This window comes from Pseudomonas sp. GM60 (assembly GCF_000282415.1).
In the GTDB taxonomy this organism is placed as follows: Bacteria; Pseudomonadota; Gammaproteobacteria; order Pseudomonadales; family Pseudomonadaceae; genus Aquipseudomonas; species Aquipseudomonas migulae.
Genome location: NZ_AKJI01000048.1, coordinates 17,370 through 41,708, shown reverse-complemented (window position 1 = coordinate 41,708; position 24,339 = coordinate 17,370). Strand labels below are relative to the sequence as shown.

Here is a 24,339-nt window from a genome sequence, read left to right as displayed (position 1 = left end):
CATTCAGCCGCGATACTGCCCCGGTGTCGCCGCCAGATGCTGTTTGAACGCCCGCTGAAAATGCGCCTGATCGGCAAACCCGGCTTCCAGCGCCACGTCGGCGATCAGCTTGCCGCTGCGCAGTCGATCCTGGGCAAACTGGATGCGTCGGTTGACCAGGAACGCGTGGGGCGTCATGCCGTAATGCTGTTTGAAGGCGCGGATCAGGTAGGACGGCGACAGTTGCGCAGCGTCGCAAATGTCTTCGAGCTTGAGCATTTGCGTGCAGTTGTCGCGGATGTAGTCAGCTGCGCGCTCCAGTTTGAAATTGGGCTCGCGTAGCGGTTGATCGCCGGGGTTGAGTCGTTGCTGCACTTCGGTGAAAAACTCGACCGCCGCGCTGTGTTTGCTCAACACGTCCTGCTCGCTGTCGACCAGTGTTTCGAACAACGCCTTCAGGCCGGCAAACAGGCTGGCGTCAGACGTATGGGTGATGGAAAACCGCCGAAACGCCAAGTCGCTGCCGAACCCGAGCTGATGCTGCAAGTCGGTGAGCCACGGCGTATCGACGTACAACATCAAGTACGACCACGGCTGGTCGTCGATCGGATTGCAGGCGTGGACGTCGCCGGGATTCATCAGCACCACAGTGCCGGCGCTGACCTCAAATTCCGATTGTTCATGGATATAGGTACTGCGCCCAGCGGTAATCGCACCGATGGAAAAGTGCTCGTGGGCATGCCGGGTGTAACAGACCTCGCGCCCATCGGCGATGGAGCGGGCCTCAATGAAGGGCAGGGCATCGTCGCGCCAGAAGCGGGGGGCCTTGTCAGCGTCTTTGCCAGCGGTGGGCTTCATCGTCGGTGTCCTCGGCAGGTCAGCACCGGAGTGTATTAGCTCTCGCCGTCAAAGGCTCGTTGCAGTGCAGTGATGTCGAGTTTTTTGATGTGCTGAACGTTCAGCGTAGACAGCCTGTAGTGGTCCGGGAATACCGCAGATCGACAAGTTACCAATCAGAAATCCCAGCGGGTGGTCAGTTGCACGTTGCGAGGCTCACCGTAGAACCCGGTACCAAAGTTACCGAGCCCGGTGTAATAGGTCTGGTCGAAGAGGTTCTTCACGTTCAGCGTGGTGCTCAGGTGATCGTTGAAGCGGTAACGCGCCATGACGTCCACCAGGGCATAGCTTTGCTGGGTGATTGTCGAAGACTGGCCGAAGTTGACCGGGTCGTTGGGGTTGGGCTGGAACACATTGCCGAAGAACTCGCTCTGCCAGTTCACCCCGCCGCCGACGGTGAGTTTTTCCAGTGCCCCTGACAGCCGGTAGGTACTGAACACCCGAACCACTTGTTCCGGCGCGGTGGTTTGCAGGATCGAGCCGTAGACGTAATCGCCCTTGGCATCGCGGGTGTGGTTGTAGCTGTAGCCGGCCGACAGATTCCAGCCTTCCATCACTTCACCCGCCACTTCGACTTCAAAGCCTTTGGTCGTCGCGCCTTGCACCGGGCGGTACACCGATTCGGTATCGACACCGCTGACGTACTCGGGAACGTTGTCTTGCTCGATGCGGAACACCGCGAAGCTGGCATTCAGGCGCCCGTCAAGGAATTCGGCCTTGAGCCCGGCCTCGTAGCTGTCGCCTTCCACCGGGTCGAGCAGTTTGCGCTCGGCATCCTTGCTCATCTGCGGCTGATAGATGCTGGTGTAGCTGGTGTACACCGACCAGATATCGTCGAGGTCGTAGACCAGCCCGGCATACGGGGTGACCACGCCGGTCTGGCGATAGCTGTCGCGCACATCCTTGGTGGTCGGGGCGCTGTAGTCCAGCTCATCGCTGGCAGTGAAGCGGCTGACCCGGGCGCCGAGGATCACCGCCAGGTCGTCGGTTGGCTTGAGCCGGGTGGCCAGGTAGGCACCGGTCTGGCGCTGGTCGATGTCGTTGTCGCCGACCCTGGCAATGTCCGGTTTCGCGAACTCGCCGCGCCAGTCGAAGATGCTGCCGTCGAGGGGCGGATAGACCGAACCGTGCACCGGAATGTCCTGGCGCGTGTGCATCGACATGAAACCGGCGATCAACTCATGCTCGCGACCCAGCAGGCTGAACGGGCCGGTGAAATTGACGTCGAGGTTGTCCTGCAACTGATCGCCCTTGAACCGGCCCATGTACATGAACATGCCGTTACCAGTGAGCGGGTCCGGATTGCCGCCGCTGGCCGAGGCGAGGAAGGTGTCGTGCTGGCGATGCTTGCGGTCGTAGCTGACCTTCAGCTTCCAGTCATTCACCAGTTGCTGTTCCACCGAGGCAAAGATCGTCTGGTTGGTGAAGTCGCGGCGGCTCCAGTCGGTAGCCGGGTTGAACGAACGGGAAAAATGCGTGCGCGAACCGTCGCTGTTGTACATCGGGAAACCGGTCCAGCTGGCGCCACGGGAGCGGGTATTTTGCTGGTCGATACCGAAGGTCACGAGAGTGCCCGGCGTCAGGTCGGCTTCGAGGATTCCGTAGGCGATGTCGCGGGTGTTGCGGTAGTTGTCCAGGTACGCGCTGCGGTCTTGATACGCCCCGACGAAACGCCCGCGCACGTTGCCACTCTCGGTCAGCGGGCCGGCAATGTCGCCGGTGCTGCGATAGTTGTCCCAGGAGCCGACAGCACCGGTGATCGAGGCCGTGAATGCTTTGGTCGGGCGCTTGCGGATCAGGTTGACGGTGGCCGAAGGATCCCCTGAGCCGGTCATCAACCCGGTGGCGCCCTTGATGATCTCGACGCGATCGAAGGTCGCCATGTCGGTGCTGGTGGTGCCGTAATCGTAGACGCCGTCGTAGTCGGTGTTGACACCGTCGTACTGGAAGTTGGTGATCGGCAGGCCACGGCTGGAAAACTCCCACCGCTCGCTGTCGTAGTTCTGCACACTGACGCCGGGCACACGGCGCAGGGCGTCGGCGATGCTGGTGGAGCCTTGGTCGTCCAATTGCTGGCGGGTGATGACCGACACCGACTGCGGGGTTTCACGCAAGGACAGCGACAGCCCGGTGGCTGAAGAGGTCGATCCGAGGGTGTAGGCGTGGCTGTCTTCGGTGATGGCGCCGAGCGCCCGGCCGGAAACGTTGGTGGTGTCCAGTTCCAGCGGCCCATCCGCTGCGGGGGCAACCTGCAGGACATAGCCGCGGTCGCCCTGAGGCTGGGCTTGCAAGCCACTGCCTTGCAACAGTCGCTGCAAGCCCTGTTGCACGGTGAATTCGCCTTCAAGCCCCGGGCTGTATTTATCACTCGTCAGATCGTTGCGGCCGGCGAGGAATATCCCCGCCTGTTCGGCGAAACGGTTGAGTGCGCTGACCAACGAGCCGGCAGCGATCGTGTAATAACGCTTCTGGCGGGTGGGCTGTTCACTGGTGCTGGCTGTTTTGGCGTGGGCGAGGGCCGGGGCAAGACTCAGTAGCGCGACCGGAAGGGCCAGTGCCAACGGACGCAAGGCAAAACGAGTGCGAGCGAAGGAGTCGCGCAAAAGGGTGTTCCCTGGAATCAGATCGAGCGGCAATTGAAGTGCTTCACAGGGTTAACCGAACGAAAAACCAAAAAGGGAACTGTGGCGTTGAAATATCTTTGGTTCACGCTTTTGGCGCGACGTTGACCCACCAGTTCATGGTTTTTTCGACGCGTATTGGTAGCGCCGCTTCCAGCAGGCGCAAGGCTTGATCGGTGTCCTTGAGCGGAAATGAACCCATCACCGGCAAACCGGCGATGGCCGGGTCGCACGCCAGATGCCCCGGTCGGTAGCGGCTCAATTCTTCGATCAACTGCCCCAGCGGCAGGTTGTCCGCCAGCAACAGACCACGGCGCCAGGCTTCGCGGCCCGCCGCTGCTTCGGTGGAAGGCGGCGTGTGGTTTTGCGTGAACGCCAATTGTCGTCCGGCCTCGACCACCTGCACCTGGCCCGCCGTGGTTCGAACTTCGACCGCGCCTTCATAGACGTTCAGCAATGTCCGCTGTTGTTCCTGGCGCACGCTGAAACGAGTGCCGAGCGCGCGCATCCGGCCTTCGGTGGTTTGCACCAGAAAGGCTCGGCTGCTGTCCTTGGCGGTATCGATCAACACTTCCCCGGCACTCAACAGCAACAGGCGTTGCGTGGTGTCGAAACGCACATTCAGCGCGCTGAGGGCGTTGAGCCAGATGCGGCTGCCATCGCTCAGGAGGCTTTCCCGGGTTTCGCCGGTGCCCGTAGAAAGATCGGCGGTCCATCGACCCAGAGCGTCCGGCAGCGAAGATTCCCGCCAGGCGTTCCAGCCCAGTAGCCCGCCCGATGCGAGAATGAGCAGGCTCTTGACTGTCTGCCGACGGCTGATCGGCGAGCGCGCGGTATTACGCAGCACAAGACCGGCGGCCTGCGGGTGATCATCTTGCAGCGCGGCGAAGCGCTGGCCAACACGCTCGACATAGCGCCAGGCCGCTTGATGATCGCCACTTTGCGCCAGCCAGGCTTGCCAGCGCTGACGTTCCTGATCGCCGACGTGCTGATCGTTGAGTTGCACATACCATTGCGCCGCTTGTTCGAGGCTGGCATGGCTGATCGAGTTGGAAGAGGCGGCGGGCATGGCGCTACTCGATCAACAGGCCATCGAGTTCGGCCTCAAGCATCGCGCAGTGCATCAGCGCCTGTGCCAGGTACTTTTTCACCATGCGTTCGCACACGCCGATTTCTTCGGCGATGGCGCGGTAGGGCAGGCCATGCAACTGGGCGAGGATGAACGCGTCGCGCACATTCTTTGGCAGGCGCAGCAGCATGGCGTCCACTTCATACAAGGTCTCGACGATGATTGCCCGTTGTTCCGGCGACGGTTGAACCGCCTGCGGGCGTGCAGCCAGCGTTTCCAGCCACGCCTGTTCCAGCTGCCGACGGCGCCAGTGATCGATGCATAAGCCACGGGCAATGGTCGCCAGGTAGGAGCGCTCGCGACTTTCGCAATCGAACACTTGAGGGCGTTTGAGCACGCGGATAAAGGTGTCATGGGCCAGGTCGGCAGCATCGAACGCATTGCTCAAGCGCCGACGCAGCAGCTCATGCAGCCAGCGGTGATGAGCGACGTAGAGGTTCTGAACGCTGGAAGAATCGGCGACCATCATCGTGAACAGATATCCATGGGCGACAGGCGCCGTTGGTGCAAATAAGAATTGGTCGCGATTAAAACAAAAGGTTCAGCTGCGTGCAAATGATATTGGTTTGCTTTTAGGGTGTATGGACAGGCCGAAGGCCTTGGTGAAGTCAAATTGACTCTTGCCGTAGTCGTATTGACTGTTATGGCGTCAGGTCAAATTGACTGCGTTCGTCGTAGCGTGTTGATTTTTATAGCTTAAAAAGCTGGCACGAAACCTGAAGTAATAAACGTACAACTGGTCTGATTCGGGAGTACGGAAATATGTTCGCTTACTTCAGCAATCCTCAGAATGTCTTGCACCTGTCTAGCAACATGTTGGGCGCGGGCCTGGCGCTGTTGCTGGCAGGCATCTACGGCGCTTATCTCTACGCCGGACACCTGCCAATCGTGGTGTTGGTCGCGATGCATGCCATGACCATCATCGGGCCGACCCTGATCAAGATTGGCTATGTCATGCGCCTGCTGGCCCAGCATCGGATGGGCAAGGGTTTGGTCATCGCAGCGGTTTGAGGCATCAGACCGGCATTTTGTTTGTACCGAGGCTCTAGCCTCGTCCCAGACCACCCTGTTCGGCGATCCAGCGGGTGGCCAGGTCGATAAAGGCGCGCAACTTCGGTTGAGTCTGGGTTCTGCTGGGGAAATACAGGTACAGCGCCGAACTCAGTGGCACGAACGGCTGCAGCACCCGCTCCAGTCGGCCGTCCGCCAACTCATCGGCGATTTCCAGATCGCAGGCATACGCCAGGACCGAACCGCTACGGGCGGCCGCCACCAGCAGCCTTCGGTCATTGACGATCACGCCGCCCTCGACACCCACCGTAAAATCGCGCCCCTCGCGGCGAAACTCCCAGCGGTGTGCGCTCCCCGAGGTCGAAAAGCGAAAGCCGATGCATTGATGACGGGTCAGGTCCTCAGGGCTGGCCGGTTTGCCTGCCTTGGCGAAGTACTCCGGCGCACCCACCACCGACCATTGCAGATCCGGCGTGAGGCGCACCGCGACCATGTCTTTTTCGATGGATTCGCCCAGGCGGATACCGGCATCAAAACCGCCAGCCATCAGGTCCACCGTGGCGTCATCGAGGGAGATGTCGAGGGTGACTTGCGGATAAGCCTCGCGAAACAGCGGAATCAGCGGCTCCATCAACAAGGCCCCGGACAGCCTCGGTGCAGTGAGGCGCAGCGTGCCCATGGGCTGATCGCGAAAGCCGCTGAGTACCGCCAGCGCTTCATCGATTTCACTGGCCGCAGGACGCAACCGCGCAAACAGGCTGGCCCCGGCTTCAGTCAACGCCACCCGGCGTGTGGTGCGCTGGAATAGCAACACGCCCGTACGGCGCTCGAGCAATTTGATCGCATGGCTGACAGCGGTGGGGGTGACCGCCAACCGCGTCGCGGCGAGGGTGAAACTCTTGTGCTCGGCCACCGCCAGAAACTCGGTCAAGCCATCGAAAGGATCGTGATTCATCGCGGTGCCATTATGAAAGAGCGTTTCATAGTGCTTGTAACACGAGGGCATTTTTCCGGGCAATCTTCCTGCGTACCTTGTGCCTACCCCCACTGCACACAAGGAACACACTCATGACTACCTCCAATAACTTCAAACGTATCTGGCTCATCACGGGCGCTTCTCGCGGTATCGGCGCAAAAATCGCCGCCGCTGCGCTGGCCAACGGTGACGCGGTGGTTGCCACCGCCCGCGATGCCAACAGCATCACTCAGCGTTTTGGCGATCAACCCGGTTTGCTGGCCGTCACCCTCGATGTCACTGACGAAGCGCAAAGCGTTGCGGTCGCAAAAGCCGCCATCGAGCACTTCGGACGCATCGACGTGCTGGTCAACAACGCCGGTTTCGGTTTGCTCGGTGCAGTAGAAGAAGCCACTGCCGATGAAGTACGCCGCGTGTACGAAACCAATGTCTTCGGTTTGTTGAACGTCACTCGTGCCGTCCTGCCGTACATGCGCGCCGCTCGCAGCGGGCATGTGATCAACCTGTCATCGGTGGGGGGTTACAGGTCCGGGGCGGGATTCGGTGTTTACTGCTCGACCAAATTCGCCGTCGAAGGCTTGAGTGAAGCGCTGTATGCCGAGCTGGAGCCGCTGGGCGTCAAGGTCACCATCGTTGAACCGGGCTATTTCCGCACGGAGTTTCTCGAAGGCAATTCGCTGGTCGAATCGCCGTCCTCGATTGCCGACTACGACGGCACTGCGGGCGAAGTACGCAAGATTGCCAAGGCCGTGACCCTGAATCAGCCCGGTGATCCGGACAAACTGGCCCAGGTCATGATCACCCTGGTGGAAGCGCAAAAAGCACCGCTGCGCCTGCCGCTGGGCAGTGACTGCGTCGAGGCGATCGAAGCCAAGAACGCCTTTGTCGCCGGTGAGTTGCAGGCCTGGCGCGAAGTGTCGGTGTCCACCGATTTCTAAGCCCCGACGCAACCTGTAGGAGCCAGCTTGCTGGCGAAGCGGCTGCGGCCATAAAACCGCTTCGCCAACAAGCTGGCTCCTACAGGTTTGAGGTGGTTTTGAGAGTACCGGCGGTCGATGAACCGGTCTCGCCCGGCAATTTGCGCTTAGCTATAGGGATAACCCAAACAGCGCTACCTGTAGGAGCGAAGCTTGCTCGCGAAGGGGCCGTGTCATTTGACATGGAAGTCGTCTGTCACACCGCCTTCGCGAGCAAACAGCGCTCCTGCATGGGCCGTGAGTCTGAGGAATTCGCCATGCTGACCCTCAACATCAATGGCAAGGATCAGGCACTGGATGTCCCTGCGGACATGCCGCTGCTTTGGGTCCTGCGCGATGTCGCGCACCTGACCGGCACCAAATTCGGTTGCGGCATGGCTCAGTGCGGCGCTTGCACCGTGCATGTCGACGGGGCGCCGCTGCGCTCCTGCATCACGCCCGCCACGGCAGTGGCCCATGGGCAAAAAATCCTCACCATTGAAGGCCTGTCCACCGACGGTTCGCACCCGGTGCAACAAGCCTGGGCCGAACTCGATGTGGTCCAGTGCGGCTACTGCCAGTCCGGGCAGATCATGTCGGCGGCGGCGCTGCTGGCGAAGATCCCCAAACCCACCGACAGCGACATCGACCAGGCGCTCTCCGGCAACATCTGCCGCTGCGGCACCTACCCGAGGATTCGTGCCGCGGTCAAACGCGCCGCCGACATCGGTTGATGGGAGGCATGCGTCATGAACAGCATCAATCCGTTATCGCGCCGTGGTTTTCTCAAGGGCAGCGCAGTGCTGGGCGGTGGGCTGGTGATCGCCTTTGTCATCCCCGGCGCCCACCGTTTTGCCATGGGCGCCGAGAATCAGGGCAACGTCTTCGCGCCCAATGCATTTTTACGAATCGGTAACGACAACAGCGTCACCGTGCTGCTCGGCCATTCTGAAATGGGCCAGGGCATCTGGACCGGCCTGACCATGCTGATCGCCGAAGAACTGGACGCCGACTGGTCGAAAATCCGCGTCGAACACGCCCCGGCGTCGGCCCCCGACTATGGTCTGGCCGGGTTTGGCGGGATGCAAATCACTGGCGGTTCGACCTCGACCTGGATGGAATTCGATCGCTACCGTCAGGCGGGCGCAGCGGCGCGGTTGATGCTGATCGAAGCCGCCGCCAAGCGCTTCAATGTCGCGCCTTCGGATATTCGCACCGAGTCGGGTGTGGTCATTGCCGGCGACAACCGCGCCACGTACGGCGAACTGGCCGATGACGCGGGCAAACTGCCGGCACCGGACCCGGCATCGATCAAGTTCAAGGAGGCGAAAGACTGGAAGGTCATCGGCAAACCGACCAAGCGCCTGGACACTCCTGAGAAAATCACCGGGCGAGCCAAATTCGGGATGGACGTGCAGTTCGACGGACTCATGACCGCGATGGTTGCCCGTGCGCCGGTGTTCGGCGGCAGCGTCAAATCCTTTGAAGGCGCGCAAGCGCTGGAGATCCCGGGCGTGCACAAAGTGGTGCAGGTGCCGACGGGCGTCGCGGTGATTGCCGATCATTACTGGGCGGCGAAACTGGGGCGCGATGCGCTGAAGGTCGATTGGGATCTGGGGCCGAACACCGGGCTCGACAGCCAACACCTGTTGGAGAGCTTTCGCAAACTCGCCGCCACGCCAGGCACGTCGGCCAGCAAGGCCGGGGATGCGCAGGGTGCTTTGCGCAAGGCCGCAAAGGCGATTGACGTCGAGTACAGCGTGCCGTACCTGGCTCATGCACCGATGGAACCGCTCAATTGCACGGTGAAAATCACCCAGGACAAATGCGAAATCTGGACCGGTACGCAGTTCCAGACGCTGGATCAGATGATCGCGGGAAAAATAACCGGGCTCAAACCCGAGCAGGTCGAGATTCATACCGAGTTTCTGGGCGGCGGTTTCGGCCGGCGGGCCAACCCGACTTCGGACTTTGTCGCTGAGGCCGTGGAGGTTGCGAAGGCGGCGGGCGACCCGGTGAAAACGGTGTGGTCGCGTGAGGACGACATTCGTGGCGGCTATTACCGCTCGGCGTTCCTGCATCAGGCGCGTATCGGCCTGGATGCCAGTGGAATGCCGATTGCGTGGAAGCACGTGATGGTCGGGCAGTCGATCATGGACGGCACAGCGTTTGCGGCCACCATGGTCAAGGACGGTATCGACAAAACGTCGGTCGAAGGCGTTGTCGACAGCCCTTACATCGAGGGCTTGGCCAATCATCAGGTGGAACTGCATTCGCCGAAAACCGGCATCACCGTGTTGTGGTTGCGTTCGGTCGGGCACACCCACACGGCGTTCGTGATGGAGTCGTTGATCGATGAGCTGGCCGAGGCGGTTGGCAAGGATCCGGTGGAGTACCGGCGAACCTTGCTCAAGGACCATGCGCGGCATCTGGGTGTGTTGAACCTGGCGGTCGAGAAGGCCAATTGGACAGCGCCATTACCGGATGGGCATGCACTGGGTGTCGCTGTGCATGAGTCGTTCGGCAGCTACGTCGCGCAGGTTGCCGAGGTGTCCCAGGACAACCTGAAGATCCGCGTGCACCGGGTGGTGTGCGCGGTGGACTGCGGAATTGCGGTCAACCCGATGAGCATCGCGGCGCAAATGGAGTCGGCCATCACCTTCGGCCTCGGCTTTACCCTGCACAGCAAACTGACCTTCAAGAATGGGCAGGTGGTGCAGTCCAATTACCACGACTATCAGGTGCTGCGCCTGAACGAAATGCCGGTGGTTGAAGTGCATATCGTGCCCAGCACCGACAAACCCGGCGGCATCGGTGAAGCGGGCGTGCCGCCCACGGCGCCGGCGGTGGCCAACGCAGTGTTTGCCCTGACCGGGCAACGGTTGCGCGAACTGCCCTTGCAACTGTCGGGGGTGTGAGATGAGGCGACATCTGATTCTGGGCGCAGTGGTGCTGATCCTCCTGACGATCTACGCCACGGACCTGTTCTCTGAGGATAGAGAAGCGTTGAAGGCTTTCGATACCGTGCAGATAGTGTTTCAGAGCCCGCGCTGCCAGAACTGCCATATTCCCGGTGATTCACCGTTGCAGTTCGATGCCGGAACGCCCCACGCGATGAACGTCGTACGCGGTATGGACGGCAAGGGCGCAGCCGGTTTGCCGTGCGCCACCTGCCACGCCGACAGCAATCCGCCGGCCAGTTACGGCCCGCATGCGCCGCCGGGTGCACCGCACTGGAGCCTGCCGCCTGCGGCGCACAAAATGGCCTGGATCGGGCTGCCGGCCGACAAATTGTGCGCAATGATCAAGGACCGCTCCAGTAATGGCGACCGGGATTTCGCCGCGCTGATCAAGCATGTCAGCGACGACAAATTGGTGCTGTGGGGCTGGAATCCGGGTGAAGGGCGAGCGCCGGTGCCGGTGCCGCACGATATCTTCGTCACTCAATTCAAGCGCTGGGCCGAGGCCGGAGGGCCTTGTCCGGTGGTGGGCAGTTGACCGACGGTCCGTTAACCGGGAGTCAAACCGGGTATGGACCACTCTAAAGAACATACCCGCCAATGGAGTGAGTCATGCTGATCCCAGGCAAACCGGTAAAACACGGCGCTAACGCAGACCCGTTGCTGTCGCCCCAGCAAGCGCGTCAATTACTGCGTGATCAGGCCCGTAAAGCCGAGCAGGAAGTGATTGGTGTGCAGATGGCGAGCATGGATGAGTTGACGCTGCTGTCCAACCGTCACGGCTTCACGACACTGGCCCAACTGGGGCTGGACGCCTGTCAGCAACTGGAAAAACCGGCCACGCTGCTGTTTTTCGACCTCGATAATTTCAAGCACATCAACTATTTGTACGGCCGCGCCGAGGGTGATGACGCCCTGAAAACCTTTGCCGACGTGCTGCGCATCGCCTTTCGCGAAAACGATGTGATTGGCCGGCTCGGCGACGACGAGTTTGTGGCCTTGTTGACCGGTTCAAGCGCCGTGGACATTGGCGCCATCAAGGCGCGACTCGAAGAAATCCTCGACGAGCGCAATGCCACGATGCGTCGCGGCTATGACATTCGTTTCAGCATTGGCCAGGTCGAGTACGACATTAATCTGCATCACTCGATCGATGAACTGCTGATTGAGGCGGAGAGGGCGTTACACCAGTAGGCTGGAATTTCGGTGGTGTATGAGCGGGCCTCATCGCGAGCAGGCTCACTCCCACAAGGATTTGTGCCGAATGCAAGTTTTGTATTCTGCGAAGATCCACTGTGGGAGCGAGCCTGCTCGCGATGAGGCCCTCAAAATCACCCATATCTTCACTTGGCAAACAATTGCCCGATATCTTTGAACGCTTTGAACTCCAGCGCATTACCGCAAGGATCAAACAAAAACATCGTCGCCTGTTCACCGACCAACCCCTGAAACCGAATGCCCGGTTCAATCACGAATCGTGTTTCACGCGCCTTCAGCCGTTCAGCCAAACCCTCCCACTCATCCATCCCCAGCACCACGCCAAAATGCGGCACCGGCACGTCATGCCCGTCCACGGCGTTGGTATGCGCCGCTTCCTGTGAGGCGTTTTTGGGCGCCAGGTGAATCACCAGTTGGTGGCCGAAGAAGTTGAAGTCAACCCAATGGTCGCTGGACCGGCCTTCCTCCAGGCTGAAGACGTCACGGTAAAAAGTCCGGGCTGCCGCGAGGTCATATACCGGTATGGCCAAGTGAAAAGGGGAGAGTTGCATCGCTGTGCCTCGCAGATTGACGGTGGTTGAGGTGGAGTTTAGCGCTGTGCTTTTCGATTGAAAGACGATAGTTTTTGCATCGAGCTCAAATTATTTCGATCAATCGAGACCGTCATGCTGCGTGAACTGAAAACCTTCATCGCTGTTACACGCTACGGCACATTCGCCGCCGCCGGCATGCACATCGGCCTGACGCAGTCGGCGGTCAGCGCGCAGATGCGCAATCTGGAACAGGCGCTGGGCATTCGTTTGTTCGATCGCACCGGGCGTCAGGCGATTCTCAATGCGGCAGGGCAACGGGCGTTGCCGATGGCCCGGGAGATGTTGGAAACCTTCAGTCGCATGGCGTTCAGCGATGACGTCAGCGAATACCGCGGCGAGTTGAAGATTGGCGCAGTGGCCACGGCCCAGACCGGGTTGCTGCCCCAGGCGTTGTTGCGCTTACGCCAGCAAGCGCCGTTGCTGGAACCGAAACTGGTGCCGGGCGTTTCGCTGAATCTGCTGAGCCAGGTCGATACCGGGGAGGTTGATCTGGCCATCCTGATCAAGCCGCCGTTCGAGTTGCCCAAGGAGTTGTCGGCGCAGGTCATTCGCAAGGAACCGTTTGTGCTGATCGTGCCGCCGGAGCTTGAAGGTGATGACCCGTTGCAGATCCTCGCGAACCATCCCCATGTGCGTTACGACCGCAATTCCTTCGGTGGGCGCCTGGTGACGCGGTTCCTGCGTGAGCAGCAGATTGATGTGCAGGTGGCTTTGGAACTGGATGAACTGGAAGCCATCGTCAAAATGGTTGAATGCGGATTGGGTGTGTCGCTGCTTCCCGAGGCCGGGTTGTGGCTTGAGTATGGCGCGAAGGTTCGGATCATCCGGTTGGGCGAACTGACGTTCTACCGCGAGATTGTGCTGTTGCAGCGCTACAGCCAGAGAATGCAGCCGATCCAGCAATTATTTGCCAACTGCTTGAGCCAATAGATGATCCCTGTAGGAGCTGGCTTGCCAGCGATGGCGATGTCCGTCTCACTATAAATGTTGGCTGTACGACCGCTATCGCTGGCAAGCCAGCTCCTACAAGGATTGCGTGGGGTCTGGAATTTTTGGCACAAAAAAACCCGCCTGACCAGGCGGGTTTTTTATGGCTACCTGAAGATTACTCTTCGAGGCTGCCCATGGCCGTGGTGTTGAAACCACCGTCCACGTACATGATTTCACCGCTGATGCCGGACGCCAGGTCCGAGCACAGGAAGGCGCCGGCGTTGCCGACTTCTTCGATGGTGACGTTGCGACGCAGCGGGGTTTGCGCTTCGTTGGCGGCCAGCATCTTGCGGAAGTTCTTGATGCCGGAAGCGGCGAGGGTGCGGATCGGGCCAGCCGATACGCAGTTGACGCGAGTGCCGTCCGGGCCCAGGGAACCGGCCAGGTAACGTACGCCGGCTTCCAGCGAAGCCTTGGCCATGCCCATTACGTTGTAGTTAGGCATGGTGCGCTCGGCACCCAGGTACGACAGGGTCAGCAGGCTGCCATTGCGGCCTTTCATCATTTCGCGGCCAGCTTTGGCCAAAGCCACGAAGCTGTAGGCGCTGATGTCGTGAGCAATGCGGAATCCTTCACGGGTGGTGGCTTCGGTGAAGTCGCCGTCCAGTTGGTCGCCCGGGGCGAAGCCAACGGAGTGCACGATGCAGTCCAGGCCATCCCACTTCTTGCCCAGCTCAACGAAGACCTTGGCGATTTCTTCATCGCTGGCCACGTCGCACGGGAAGCAAAGGTCCGGGTTGGAACCCCAGCTTTGTGCGAACTCTTCGACACGACCCTTGAGTTTGTCGTTCTGATAAGTGAAGGCAAGCTCAGCGCCCTCGCGATGCATGGCGGCAGCGATGCCGGATGCGATGGACAGCTTGCTGGCGACACCGACGATCAGTACGCGCTTACCGGCGAGAAAACCCATGTGTTGCTCCTCTCTTTCAGGTTATTGCGCAGTGGCTGGTGCCAGGAAAGCGGCTTCCAGCAACTGCTGTGTATACGGATGTTGGGGGGCGGCAAAGATACTTTGCGCGTCTCCCTGTTCGACCACTTGGCCATGCTTGACCACCATCAGCTGGTGGCTCAGCGCTTTGACGACAGCCAGGTCATGGCTGATAAACAGATACGTCAGGTTGTACTTGGTTTGCAGTGAACGCAAAAGCTCCACCACTTGGCGCTGCACTGTCCGGTCGAGGGCCGAAGTCGGCTCGTCCAGCAGAATCAGCGCCGGTTTTAGCACTAATGCCCGGGCAATGGCGATTCTCTGCCGCTGCCCGCCGGAAAATTCGTGGGGGTAGCGGTGCCGGGTTTCCGGATCCAGACCTACCTCCCTGAGTGCCGCAATAATCGCTTGTTCCTGTTCCGCCTCGGTGCCCATCTTGTGAATCCGCAGGCCTTCGCCAACGATCTGGCTCACGCACATCCGCGGGCTCAGGCTGCCGAACGGGTCCTGAAACACCACCTGCATCTCCCGACGCAGCGGCCGAACCTGTTGTTGCGTCAGGCAGTCTAGCTGCTTGCCTTCAAAACGGATCGCACCTTTGCTGCCAATCAGCCGCAAAATCGCCAAACCGAGTGTCGACTTGCCGGAACCGCTTTCCCCCACAATCCCCAGGGTCTGTCCCTGAGGCAGGCTGAAATTGATCCCGTCCACCGCTTTGATGTGATCGACGGTCTTTTTCAGCAAGCCTTTCTTGATCGGGAACCAGACTTTCAGGTCCTCGACCTGTAGCAACGGCGGGCCAATCACGTTGGTCGCCGGCTTGCCGCTGGGCTCCGCTGCCAGCAGTTCCCGAGTGTACGGATGCTGCGGCGCGCGGAACAACTCTTCGCACGATGCCTGTTCGACGATGCAACCGCGCTGCATGACACATACGCGATGCGCAATTCTTCGCACAAGGTTCAAATCGTGACTGATCAGTAACAATGCCATGCCCAGACGGGTCTGCAATTCCTTGAGCAATTCGAGGATTTTCAGCTGGACGGTCACGTCCAGCGCGGTGGTCGGTTCGTCTGCGATCAGCAGCTCCGGCTCGTTGGCCAGGGCCATGGCGATCATCACCCGCTGGCGCTGGCCGCCGGACAATTCGTGGGGCAGGGCTTTCAGGCGCTTCTCGGGCTCCGGAATGCCGACCATTTCCAGCAGTTCCAGCGTGCGTTTGGTCGCGACTTTGCCGATCAAACCTTTGTGGATGCTGAGAACTTCGTTGATCTGCTTCTCGATCGAGTGCAGCGGATTGAGCGAAGTCATCGGCTCCTGAAAGATCATCGCGATCCGGTTGCCACGGATGTGGCGGATGGTTTTCTCTTTCAGGCTCAGCAGGTCTTGCCCGGAGTACTCGATGGTGCCGGACGGATGCCGGGCGAGCGGGTAGGGCAGCAGGCGCAGGATCGAGTGTGCGGTGACCGATTTACCAGAACCGCTTTCACCCACCAACGCCAGGGTTTCGCCGCGCTTGATGTCGAAGCTGACACCTTCGACCACCCGCTGGCAGCGCTCGCCAACGACGAATTCGACGGCCAGGTCGCGCACTTCGATCAGATTGTCCTGATTCATTTCACTTCCTCGGGTCGAAGGCATCGCGAGCGGACTCGCCGATGAACACCAGCAGACTCAACATCAACGCCAGCACCGCAAACGCGCTCATGCCCAGCCACGGCGCTTGCAGGTTGGATTTGCCCTGGGCCACCAGTTCACCGAGCGACGGCGCGCCCGGCGGCAGGCCGAAACCCAGGAAGTCCAGCGCCGTCAGCGTGCCGATGGCGCCGGTCAGGATGAACGGCATGAAGGTCATGGTCGAAACCATCGCGTTGGGCAAGATGTGGCGGAACATGATCGCACCATTCTGCATCCCCAGCGCCCGGGCCGCGCGCACGTATTCGAGGTTGCGTCCGCGCAGGAACTCGGCGCGGACCACGTCCACCAGGCTCATCCACGAAAACAGCAGCATGATCCCCAGCAGCCACCAGAAGTTCGGCTGGACGAAGCTGGCGAGAATGATCAGCAGATACAGCACCGGCAACCCGGACCAGATCTCCAGGAACCGCTGCCCGGCCAGGTCGACCCAGCCGCCATAGAAACCCTGCAAGGCACCGGCAATCACGCCGATGATCGAGCTGAGAATGGTCAACGTCAGCGCGAACAGCACCGAAATCCGGAAGCCGTAAATCACCCGCGCCAACACATCGCGCCCCTGATCGTCCGTGCCCAGCAGGTTGTCGGTCGACGGCGGCGCCGGTGCCGGGACTTTCAGGTCGTAGTTGATGCTTTGGTAGCTGTAGGGAATCGGCGCCCATAGCACCCACGCATCCTTGGCCTTGAGCAGTTCGCGGATATACGGGCTCTTGTAGTTGGCTTCCAGCGGGAACTCGCCGCCGAACGTAGTCTCCGGGTAACGCTTGAGCGCCGGGAAGTACCAGCTGTTGTCGTAATGCACCACCAAGGGTTTGTCGTTGGCGATCAGCTCGGCGCCGAGGCTCAGGCCGAACAGCACGAGAAACAGCCACAGCGACCACCAGCCGCGTTTGTTGGCCTTGAACAGTTCGAAACGCCGGCGATTGAGAGGGGACAGGTTCATCTCAATGCTCCCGGCTTTCGAAGTCGATGCGCGGATCGACAAAGGTGTAGGTCAGATCGCCGATCAGTTTCACCACCAATCCCAGCAGGGTGAAGATGAACAACGTGCCGAAGACCACCGGGTAATCACGGTTGATCGCCGCTTCGAAACTCATCAGCCCCAGTCCGTCGAGGGAGAAGATCACCTCCACCAGCAACGAACCGGTGAAGAAAATCCCGATGAACGCCGACGGGAAACCGGCAATCACCAGCAGCATGGCGTTGCGGAACACGTGGCCGTAGAGCACACGGTGATTGGTCAGGCCCTTGGCCTTGGCGGTGACCACGTACTGCTTGTTGATTTCATCGAGGAAGCTGTTTTTGGTCAGCAGGGTCATGGTCGCGAAGTTGCCGATCACCAGCGCCGTCACCGGCAACGCCAGGTGCCAGAAGTAATCGAGAATCTTGCCGCCCATGCTCAGTTCATCGAAGTTGTTCGAGGTCAGGCCCCGTAGCGGGAACCAGTCGAAATAGCTGCCGCCAGCAAATACCACGATCAGCAAAATGGCGAACAGGAACGCCGGGATCGCGTAACCGACGATGATCGCCGAGCTGGTCCAGACGTCGAAGTGGCTGCCGTGCCGCGTGGCCTTGGCGATCCCCAGCGGGATCGACACCAGGTACATGATCAGCGTGCTCCACAGCCCGAGGGAGATCGACACCGGCATCTTTTCCTTGATCAGGTCGATGACCTTGGCGTCGCGAAAGAAACTGTCGCCGAAATCCAGGGTGGCGTAGTTCTTGACCATGATCCACAAACGTTCCGGCGCCGATTTGTCGAAGCCGTACATGTGCTCGATTTCTTTCACCAGCGCCGGGTCCAGACCCTGGGCGCCACGATAGGCCGAGCCGGCCACCGACACCTCGGCACCACCGCCGGCAATGCGGCTGGTGGCGCCTTCGAAACCTTCTAGCTTGGCGATCATCTGTTCCACCGGCCCGCCGGGGGCGGCCTGGATGATCACGAAGTTGATCAGCAAAATGCCGAGCAACGTCGGGATGATCAGCAGCAGTCGCCGAAAAATATACGCCAGCATCTATTACTCCGTGCCCGCAGGGTCGGCTTGCAGTTTGGTTTCGACTTCTATCGCCGGTGTCACGTTGGGCTTGATCCACCAGGTGGCCGTACCGATGTCGTACTTGGGTGAAATTTTAGGGTGGCCGATATGGTTCCAGTAAGCCACGCGCCAAGTCTTGATGTGCCAGTTGGGGATCACGTAATAACCCCATTGCAGCACGCGGTCCAGTGCACGGGCGTGAGCCACCAGGCTTTTGCGCGAATCGGCGTTGATCAGTTGCTCGACCAGTTGGTCCACCACCGGGTCTTTCAGGCCCATGGAGTTGCGGCTGCCGGGTTTGTCGGCGGCGGCAGACATCCAGAATTCGCGCTGTTCGTTACCCGGCGAGTTGGATTGCGGGAAACTGCCGACAATCATGTCGAAGTCCCGCGAACGCACGCGATTGATGTACTGCGAGACGTCGACCCGGCGAATCACCAGGTCGATCCCCAGGTCGCTGAGATTGCGCTTGAACGGCAGCAGCACCCGTTCGAACTCGGTCTGGGCCAGCAGGAATTCGATGTTCACCGGTTTGCCGTTGGCGTCGACCATCTTGTCGTCGACAATCCGCCAGCCGGCTTCCTGCAACAGCTGATAAGCCTTGCGCTGCTGCGTGCGGATCATGCCGCTGGCGTCGGTCACCGGGTTCTGGAAGGCCTCGATGAATACCTGTTCGGGGATCTTGCCGCGGAACGGGTCGAGAATGGCCAACTGATCGGCATCCGGCAAACCGGTGGCGGCCATTTCCGAGTTTTCAAAGAAACTGCGGGTGCGCACGTAGGCGCCGTTGAACAGTTGCTTGTTGGTCCATTCAAAGTCCAGCAACAACGTCAGCGCCTGGCGCACGCGCACGTCCTGGAACACCGGACGGCGCAGGTTGAAGACAAAACCCTGCATGCCGGTCGGGTTGCCGTTGGGGATCTGTTCCTTGTTCAGCCGACCTTCGGCAACCGCCGGAATGTTGTAGGCGTTGGCCCAGTTCTTCGCGCTCATCTCCAGCCAGTAATCGAACTGTCCGGCCTTGAGTGCTTCCAGGGCCACGGTGTTGTCGCGGTAGTAATCGGTGGTCATCACGTCGAAGTTGTAGAAACCACGGTTGGCCGGCAGGTCCTTGCCCCAGTAATCCTTGACCCGCTCGTAGCGAATCGAGCGCCCGGCCTTCACCTCGCTGACCTTGTACGGGCCGCTGCCCAACGGCATTTCCAGGTTGCCCTTGTTGAAGTCCCGGGTCGCCCACCAGTGTTTGGGCAGTACCGGCAACTGGCCGAGGATCAACGGCAGTTCGCGGTTGTTGGTGTGCTTGAACTTGAACAGCACGGTCAGCGGGTCTTCGGCGACTGCTTCAGCGACGTCGCTGTAGTAACCGCGATACATCGGCGCGCCGTCCTTGATCAGGGTTTCGAAGCTGAACACCACGTCTTCGGCACGGATCGGATGACCGTCGTGGAAGCGCGCTTCGGGGCGCAGGTAGAAACGCACCCAGCTGTTGTCCGGGGCCTTTTCGATCTTGCCGGCAACCAATCCATATTCGGTGAACGGTTCATCGAGTCCCTGTTTGGCCAGGGTGTCGTAGATCAGCTCGATGTCGCCGGCCGACACGCCTTTGCTGATGAACGGGTTGAGGCTGTCGAAGCCGCCGAAGCCGGCCTGACGGAAGACCCCGCCCTTGGGCGCGTCCGGATTCACGTAGTCGAAATGTTTGAAGTCGGCCGGGTATTTCGGCGGCTCGTTGTACAAGGTCAGGGCGTGTTGCGGCGCGGCGCAGGCCAGCCCGGCGAACAACAGGCCGCTGGCCTGCAAGAGCAGGGCGCGTACGGGTTTCATCGATCTTTCTCCGAAGATTTCAGCCACCACGCGCTCAGGCCCAGCGTATAGGGCGGCGTGGTGACGAAGGCGAACCGGTTGCGGTAGGCCAGGCGGTGATAATTGAGGTACCAGTTGGGAATGATGTAGTGTTGCCATAACAACACGCGGTCCAGGGCTTTGCCGGCGGCAACCTGTTCATCGCGGGTCTGGGCGGCGAGCAGTTGCTCGAGTAAATGGTCAACCACCGGGTTGGCGATGCCCGCGTAATTTTTGCTGCCCTTGACCCCGACCTGGCTGGAATGGAAATACTGCCATTGTTCCAGACCGGGGCTGAGGGTCTGGTTCAGGGTCATCAGAATCATGTCGAAATCGAACTGGTCGAGGCGCTGTTTGTACTGGGCGCGATCCACTGTGCGCAACCGGGCGTCGATGCCGATACTGGCGAGGTTCTCGACATAAGGCTGGAGGATGCGCTCCAGGTTCGGGTTGACCAGCAGGATCTCAAGCGAGAGCGGCTGGCCCTTGGCGTTTTCGACCCGCTGACCGTTGAGCTTCCAGCCGGCCTCCGCGAGCAGGCTCAAGGCCTGGCGCATGGTGTCCCGCGGAATGCCGCGCCCTTGGGTCTGCGGCAGGCTGAACGGCTCGGTGAGCAGTTTGGCGGGCAATTGCTCGCGGTACGGCTTGAGCATCAACCACTCATGACCGACCGGCAGACCGGTGGCCGAGAATTCGCTGTTGGGGTAGTAACTCATGGCGCGTTTGTAAGCGCCGCTGAACAGCGTGCGATTGGTCCACTCGAAATCGAACATCAGCCCCAGCGCTTCGCGCAGCTTCGCGTCGGAGAAAGCCGGGCGCCGGGTGTTCATGAACAGGCCCTGGCTCTGGGTCGGGATCTGGTGCGGGATCTGCGCCTTGATGACATCGCCTCGTCGCACGGCCGGGAAGTTGTAACCGTTAACCCAGTTCTTCGCCTGATGCTCGATGTAGATGTCGAACTCGCCGGCCTTGAAGGCCTCGAACGCGACGTCGCTGTCGCGGTAGAACTCGACTTCCATGCGGTCGACGTTGTACTTGCCGCGATTGACCGGAAGATCTTTGCCCCAGTAATCCTTGACCCGTTCAAACACAATCTGGCGCCCGGGCGTGACCGAGGTCATGCGATAAGGGCCACTTCCCAGCGGCGGCTCGAAGGTGGTGGCCTTGAAGTCGCGACCTTTCCAGTAATGCTGCGGCAGCACCGGCAACTCACCCAGGCGCAAGATCAGCAGTGGGTTGCCAGCGCGCTTGAAGACGAAACGGATGCGCTGCGGGTTGAGCACGTCGACCCGCAACACTTCCTGGAGATTGGTGCGGTATTGCGGATGGCCTTCCTTGAGCAGCAATCGATAAGAGAACGCGACGTCATACGCGGTGATCGGCGTGCCATCGTGAAAGCGGGCTTCGGGGCGCAGGTTGAACACCACCCAGCTGCGGTCTTCGCTGTATTCCACCGATTGGGCGATCAGGCCATAACTGGAGGTGGGTTCGTCGCCGGACGGCGCGTATTGGCCGGTGCCGACCATCAGCGGCTCGTTGAGCTCGTTGATGCCGTACTGCAGGAAATTCGCGGTGGAAACCGGGCTTGAGCCCTTGAAGGTGTACGGGTTGAGCGTATCGAAGGTGCCAAACGCCATCACCCGCAACGTACCGCCCTTGGGCGCTTGCGGGTTGACCCAGTCGAAATGGGTAAATCTGGCCGGGTACTTGAGCGTGCCGAACTGCGCATAACCATGGCTTTCGCTGATCGTCGCACTTGCGGAGGAGCTCAAGGCCAGGCTGATGAGGAGCAGGAGGAGGGGACGCTTCAAGTCAGAGATCCGATCCAGGCGGCTTGGGCTTTGTGGGCCGTACAGTAACAGCTTGTATGGACAGGAAAAAGACGGGGATTTAACGACCCCTTAATTGCCGGGGCAGATCCCTTGTGGAGGCCTGGAAACCTATTTGATCGCTCGTCGTACACAACCCCTGTAGGAGCCAGCTTGCTGGCGATGGTCTCAAGTGCGCCGCGTTTAACCAGATTTCACGCGTTATCGTTAACGACCATCGCCAGCAAGCTGGCTCCTACAGGGTTTGTGTGAACCTGTTTATGGTATTTGGGCAAAAAAAAGCCCCTGAAGTCAGGGGCATTTTTTTAGTGCGGCGAAGCAACCGTCAACATCTGACCCGGCTTCAGCGCCTGGCCGACACGCGGGTTCCAGCGCTTGAGGTGCTGCATTTCAACGTTGAAACGCTTGGCCACGATGTACAGCGAGTCACCTTGCTGGACCTTGTATTGGGTCTGTGGTTTCTTGGTGTCCGTCTTGCTATTCGTCTTGGTGTTGGCGGCCACTACGGTGTTGACGCGTCCGGAGCTGCGCTTGGTCTTGTCCTGCATCACCAGCGTCTGGCCAACCTTGAGGTCCTTGCCAGTCAGCTTGTTCCAGCGTTGCAGGTCTTTTACGTCGACCTTGTTGGCCTTGGCGATGGTGCCGAGGTTGTCACCACGTTTCACGCGGTAGGCGCGTTTGAGGCTGGCGATCTGGGTATCGTCTGCGCCTTCGAACACCGGTTTGAGCGACTTCTTGCTAATCAGCTCTTCGGGGCGCATGGTCGACAGGCTGGCGGTCAGCAATTGCGCCTTGGACGTCGGCACCAGCAAATGCTGAGGGCCGTCCAGAGTGGTGGTGCGCTGCTTGAAGGCCGGGTTGAGCTGGAACAACTCGTCTTCGTCGATATTGGCCACCGCTGCAACCTTGGACAGGTCCATGCGCTGGTTGATTTCGACGGCCTGGAAATACGGTTCGTTGGCGATCGGGTTGAGGTTTACCCCGTAGGCTTCGGGTGCCAGGACCACTTGCGACAGGGCCAGCAACTTCGGCACATAGGCCTGGGTTTCGGACGGCAGTGGCAGGTTCCAGTAATCGGTAGGCAGGCCAAGTCTTTCGTTACGTTCGATGGCCCGGCTGACCGTGCCTTCACCCGCGTTGTAAGCCGCGAGGGCCAGCAGCCAGTCGCCGTTGAACATGTCGTGCAGACGGGTCAGGTAATCCATCGCGGCGGTGGTCGACGCGGTAATGTCGCGACGGCCATCGTAGAAACGGGTCTGGCGCAGGTTGAAGTAACGCCCGGTGGAAGGAATGAACTGCCACAGGCCAACCGCGTCGGCCCGGGAATAGGCCATTGGGTTGTAGGCGCTTTCAATCACTGGCAGGAGTGCCAGTTCCAGCGGCATGTTGCGTTCTTCAAGGCGTTCGACGATGTAGTGAATGTAGAGACTGCCGCGTTCGCCGGCGTTTTCGAGGAAGGAAGGGTTGCTGGCGAACCACAGGCGCTGTTGCTCGATGCGCGGGTTGACGCCCAGGCCTTCCTGCAACTGGAAGCCCTGGCGCATGCGCTCCCAGACGTCCTGTGGAATTTGCGGGCTAGGCTTTTCGCTGAGCCAGATGGGCTTCTGTTTGGCTCGCGCGGCGATATTCGGGGTATGTGCCGCGTCGGTCTGCGGCACATGGCTGGAACAGCCCGCCAGAGTGGCGGACACAGCCACCGCTATGGCTTGAGCCAAGCGGGTCAATGCGTCTGAATTGATGGCTTTACGAATAGATGACGACATTGGCTGGAAGTAAGTTCCGGGCAAAAATGTCGGGCGATTCTAGAAAGCGCACCCTCTGCGGTCAACCATTCAGATTTTTCGCACCAACGGCAAGCCCTCTCAGAACTTATCCTTCCAAGCGCGCAGAGCAGCAAAAACCGCACTCGGAGCCCGGTTATAGGTGCCATTCCGTTCGTCCACTTTTTCTTTAACGGATGTTTCGCCGGTACGCAAAAACGGGTTTGTCAGCTTTTCCAGAGCGATCGACGAAGGCAGCGTGATGATGCCTACTGCACGTTGTTCGGTGACTTTTGCCAGCCGTGCGGCAGTGTGCGGATTACCCGGTTCGACCGCTGCGGCGAAACGCAGGTTGCTCAGGGTGTATTCATGCGTGCAATACACCTGCGTATCCTCGGGAAGGGAGGCGAGGCGTGTCAGCGAGGTGTGCATTTGCTCGGGCGTGCCTTCGAACAACCGCCCGCAACCGGCGGCGAACAGGGTGTCGCCGCAAAACAGCAGGCCCTGATGGTAGTAGGCAATGTGCCCCAGGGTATGGCCGGGAACGGAGATCACCTCGAAGTCCCAACCCAGCACGCTGATACGGTCGTTGTCCTTGAGCGCGACATCCCGCGCCGGGATGGTTTCACTGGCCGGGCCGTAGACCTTCGCGTCCGTCGCTTTTTTCAGCTGCTCGACGCCGCCGACATGGTCGTGATGATGATGAGTGATCAAAATATCACTCAGTGCCCAACCCGGATTCGCCGCGAGCCAGGCCTGGACCGGCGCGGCATCGCCGGGATCGACCACCGCACAGCGTCGCGTGTCGGGGTCTTGCAACAACCAGATGTAGTTGTCGGTGAAGGCGGGCAGGGCACTGATCTGTATCATCGTCGGATTCGCCAAGCGGAAAACAATGGCGCATCTTAGAACTTCCTGG

At 60.2% G+C, this 24,339-nt stretch carries 21 protein-coding genes; 7 read left to right on the top strand and 14 right to left on the bottom strand.

What is annotated here, in order from left to right:
- Positions 1 to 3 precede the first annotated feature (3 nt).
- The 4 genes from PMI32_RS16440 to PMI32_RS16455 all read right to left on the bottom strand — a co-directional run bounded on the left by PMI32_RS16440 (position 4) and on the right by PMI32_RS16455 (position 5,095).
- Positions 4 to 837, bottom strand: a complete 834-nt coding sequence (locus tag PMI32_RS16440; protein ID WP_008028657.1) for an AraC family transcriptional regulator — start codon at positions 835 to 837, stop codon at positions 4 to 6.
- Between the two features lie 155 nt (positions 838 to 992).
- Entirely contained in the window at positions 993 to 3,479 is a 2,487-nt protein-coding gene (locus PMI32_RS16445) for a TonB-dependent siderophore receptor (RefSeq protein WP_008028656.1), read from the bottom strand.
- Between the two features lie 103 nt (positions 3,480 to 3,582).
- Entirely contained in the window at positions 3,583 to 4,566 is a 984-nt protein-coding gene (locus PMI32_RS16450; RefSeq protein WP_008028655.1) for a FecR domain-containing protein, read from the bottom strand.
- Positions 4,567 to 4,570: 4 nt separating this feature from the next.
- Complete coding sequence (locus PMI32_RS16455; RefSeq protein ID WP_008028652.1) at positions 4,571 to 5,095, bottom strand: sigma-70 family RNA polymerase sigma factor; 525 nt, start codon at positions 5,093 to 5,095, stop codon at positions 4,571 to 4,573.
- 293 nt (positions 5,096 to 5,388) lie between these two features.
- Between PMI32_RS16455 and PMI32_RS16460 the strand changes: the two genes are divergently transcribed.
- Positions 5,389 to 5,637: a hypothetical protein gene (locus PMI32_RS16460; protein ID WP_008028650.1), complete on the top strand. Its 249-nt coding sequence runs from the start codon at positions 5,389 to 5,391 to the stop codon at positions 5,635 to 5,637.
- 34 nt (positions 5,638 to 5,671) lie between these two features.
- Here the strand turns inward: PMI32_RS16460 and PMI32_RS16465 are convergent, their stop codons facing one another.
- Positions 5,672 to 6,592, bottom strand: a complete 921-nt coding sequence (locus PMI32_RS16465; RefSeq protein WP_032828735.1) for a LysR family transcriptional regulator — start codon at positions 6,590 to 6,592, stop codon at positions 5,672 to 5,674.
- 113 nt (positions 6,593 to 6,705) lie between these two features.
- Between PMI32_RS16465 and PMI32_RS16470 the strand changes: the two genes are divergently transcribed.
- From PMI32_RS16470 to PMI32_RS16485, 5 genes are all read left to right on the top strand, one after another.
- Entirely contained in the window at positions 6,706 to 7,551 is an 846-nt protein-coding gene (locus PMI32_RS16470) for an oxidoreductase (protein ID WP_008028646.1), read from the top strand.
- Between the two features lie 296 nt (positions 7,552 to 7,847).
- On the top strand, positions 7,848 to 8,303 hold the full coding sequence (locus PMI32_RS0128820; protein ID WP_008038243.1) for a (2Fe-2S)-binding protein: 456 nt from the start codon (positions 7,848 to 7,850) through the stop codon (positions 8,301 to 8,303).
- 15 nt (positions 8,304 to 8,318) lie between these two features.
- Positions 8,319 to 10,487 carry a xanthine dehydrogenase family protein molybdopterin-binding subunit gene (locus PMI32_RS16475; RefSeq protein WP_008028644.1) on the top strand — a complete coding sequence of 723 codons (2,169 nt, stop codon included), beginning with the start codon at positions 8,319 to 8,321 and terminating at the stop codon, positions 10,485 to 10,487.
- A 1-nt stretch (position 10,488) separates the two neighbouring features.
- Positions 10,489 to 11,067: a hypothetical protein gene (locus tag PMI32_RS16480; protein WP_008028643.1), complete on the top strand. Its 579-nt coding sequence runs from the start codon at positions 10,489 to 10,491 to the stop codon at positions 11,065 to 11,067.
- Between the two features lie 74 nt (positions 11,068 to 11,141).
- The gene (locus PMI32_RS16485) at positions 11,142 to 11,723 is read left to right on the top strand and encodes a GGDEF domain-containing protein (RefSeq protein ID WP_008028642.1); all 582 of its coding nucleotides are present in this window, start codon (positions 11,142 to 11,144) and stop codon (positions 11,721 to 11,723) included.
- A gap of 149 nt (positions 11,724 to 11,872) precedes the next feature.
- Here PMI32_RS16485 and PMI32_RS16490 read toward each other — a convergent pair whose 3' ends face one another.
- Positions 11,873 to 12,298: a VOC family protein gene (locus tag PMI32_RS16490; protein WP_008028641.1), complete on the bottom strand. Its 426-nt coding sequence runs from the start codon at positions 12,296 to 12,298 to the stop codon at positions 11,873 to 11,875.
- A 114-nt stretch (positions 12,299 to 12,412) separates the two neighbouring features.
- Between PMI32_RS16490 and PMI32_RS16495 the strand changes: the two genes are divergently transcribed.
- Positions 12,413 to 13,270 carry a LysR family transcriptional regulator gene (locus PMI32_RS16495; RefSeq protein ID WP_008028640.1) on the top strand — a complete coding sequence of 286 codons (858 nt, stop codon included), beginning with the start codon at positions 12,413 to 12,415 and terminating at the stop codon, positions 13,268 to 13,270.
- 175 nt (positions 13,271 to 13,445) lie between these two features.
- Here the strand turns inward: PMI32_RS16495 and fabI are convergent, their stop codons facing one another.
- The 8 genes from fabI to gloB form a co-directional block, all read right to left on the bottom strand.
- On the bottom strand, positions 13,446 to 14,240 hold the full coding sequence (gene fabI, locus PMI32_RS16500; RefSeq protein ID WP_008028639.1) for an enoyl-ACP reductase FabI: 795 nt from the start codon (positions 14,238 to 14,240) through the stop codon (positions 13,446 to 13,448).
- 21 nt (positions 14,241 to 14,261) lie between these two features.
- Positions 14,262 to 15,872: an ABC transporter ATP-binding protein gene (locus PMI32_RS16505; RefSeq protein WP_008028638.1), complete on the bottom strand. Its 1,611-nt coding sequence runs from the start codon at positions 15,870 to 15,872 to the stop codon at positions 14,262 to 14,264.
- A 1-nt stretch (position 15,873) separates the two neighbouring features.
- Complete coding sequence (locus tag PMI32_RS16510; RefSeq protein ID WP_008028637.1) at positions 15,874 to 16,893, bottom strand: ABC transporter permease; 1,020 nt, start codon at positions 16,891 to 16,893, stop codon at positions 15,874 to 15,876.
- Position 16,894: 1 nt separating this feature from the next.
- Positions 16,895 to 17,968, bottom strand: coding sequence for a microcin C ABC transporter permease YejB (locus tag PMI32_RS16515; protein WP_008028636.1), 1,074 nt, complete (start codon positions 17,966 to 17,968; stop codon positions 16,895 to 16,897).
- 3 nt (positions 17,969 to 17,971) lie between these two features.
- Positions 17,972 to 19,813 (bottom strand): extracellular solute-binding protein, encoded by a 1,842-nt coding sequence (locus PMI32_RS16520; RefSeq protein WP_008028635.1) that lies wholly within the window; start codon positions 19,811 to 19,813, stop codon positions 17,972 to 17,974.
- On the bottom strand, positions 19,810 to 21,624 hold the full coding sequence (locus tag PMI32_RS16525; protein ID WP_443216513.1) for an extracellular solute-binding protein: 1,815 nt from the start codon (positions 21,622 to 21,624) through the stop codon (positions 19,810 to 19,812). The genes PMI32_RS16520 and PMI32_RS16525 overlap by 4 nt, the downstream gene beginning before the upstream one ends.
- 341 nt (positions 21,625 to 21,965) lie before the next feature.
- Positions 21,966 to 23,423 (bottom strand): transglycosylase SLT domain-containing protein, encoded by a 1,458-nt coding sequence (locus PMI32_RS16530; RefSeq protein WP_008028633.1) that lies wholly within the window; start codon positions 23,421 to 23,423, stop codon positions 21,966 to 21,968.
- Between the two features lie 99 nt (positions 23,424 to 23,522).
- Positions 23,523 to 24,290 (bottom strand): hydroxyacylglutathione hydrolase, encoded by a 768-nt coding sequence (gene gloB / locus PMI32_RS16535; protein WP_008028631.1) that lies wholly within the window; start codon positions 24,288 to 24,290, stop codon positions 23,523 to 23,525.
- Between the last annotated feature and the right edge of the window lie 49 nt (positions 24,291 to 24,339).

What these genes read in the sequence shown, in the direction of transcription:
- PMI32_RS16480 (WP_008028643.1), top strand. Translation starts at nt 10,489, where the DNA reads ATGAGGCGACATCTGATTCTGGGCGCAGTGGTGCTGATCCTCCTGACG.
- PMI32_RS16440 (WP_008028657.1), bottom strand. Translation starts at nt 837, where the DNA reads ATGAAGCCCACCGCTGGCAAAGACGCTGACAAGGCCCCCCGCTTCTGG.
- fabI (WP_008028639.1), bottom strand. Translation starts at nt 14,240, where the DNA reads ATGGGTTTTCTCGCCGGTAAGCGCGTACTGATCGTCGGTGTCGCCAGC.
- gloB (WP_008028631.1), bottom strand. Translation starts at nt 24,290, where the DNA reads ATGATACAGATCAGTGCCCTGCCCGCCTTCACCGACAACTACATCTGG.
- PMI32_RS16520 (WP_008028635.1), bottom strand. Translation starts at nt 19,813, where the DNA reads ATGAAACCCGTACGCGCCCTGCTCTTGCAGGCCAGCGGCCTGTTGTTC.
- PMI32_RS16510 (WP_008028637.1), bottom strand. Translation starts at nt 16,893, where the DNA reads ATGAACCTGTCCCCTCTCAATCGCCGGCGTTTCGAACTGTTCAAGGCC.
- PMI32_RS16470 (WP_008028646.1), top strand. Translation starts at nt 6,706, where the DNA reads ATGACTACCTCCAATAACTTCAAACGTATCTGGCTCATCACGGGCGCT.
- PMI32_RS16450 (WP_008028655.1), bottom strand. Translation starts at nt 4,566, where the DNA reads ATGCCCGCCGCCTCTTCCAACTCGATCAGCCATGCCAGCCTCGAACAA.
- PMI32_RS16455 (WP_008028652.1), bottom strand. Translation starts at nt 5,095, where the DNA reads ATGATGGTCGCCGATTCTTCCAGCGTTCAGAACCTCTACGTCGCTCAT.
- PMI32_RS16475 (WP_008028644.1), top strand. Translation starts at nt 8,319, where the DNA reads ATGAACAGCATCAATCCGTTATCGCGCCGTGGTTTTCTCAAGGGCAGC.
- PMI32_RS16465 (WP_032828735.1), bottom strand. Translation starts at nt 6,592, where the DNA reads ATGAATCACGATCCTTTCGATGGCTTGACCGAGTTTCTGGCGGTGGCC.
- PMI32_RS16460 (WP_008028650.1), top strand. Translation starts at nt 5,389, where the DNA reads ATGTTCGCTTACTTCAGCAATCCTCAGAATGTCTTGCACCTGTCTAGC.
- PMI32_RS16485 (WP_008028642.1), top strand. Translation starts at nt 11,142, where the DNA reads ATGCTGATCCCAGGCAAACCGGTAAAACACGGCGCTAACGCAGACCCG.
- PMI32_RS16490 (WP_008028641.1), bottom strand. Translation starts at nt 12,298, where the DNA reads ATGCAACTCTCCCCTTTTCACTTGGCCATACCGGTATATGACCTCGCG.
- PMI32_RS16505 (WP_008028638.1), bottom strand. Translation starts at nt 15,872, where the DNA reads ATGAATCAGGACAATCTGATCGAAGTGCGCGACCTGGCCGTCGAATTC.
- PMI32_RS0128820 (WP_008038243.1), top strand. Translation starts at nt 7,848, where the DNA reads ATGCTGACCCTCAACATCAATGGCAAGGATCAGGCACTGGATGTCCCT.
- PMI32_RS16515 (WP_008028636.1), bottom strand. Translation starts at nt 17,968, where the DNA reads ATGCTGGCGTATATTTTTCGGCGACTGCTGCTGATCATCCCGACGTTG.
- PMI32_RS16495 (WP_008028640.1), top strand. Translation starts at nt 12,413, where the DNA reads ATGCTGCGTGAACTGAAAACCTTCATCGCTGTTACACGCTACGGCACA.
- PMI32_RS16530 (WP_008028633.1), bottom strand. Translation starts at nt 23,423, where the DNA reads ATGTCGTCATCTATTCGTAAAGCCATCAATTCAGACGCATTGACCCGC.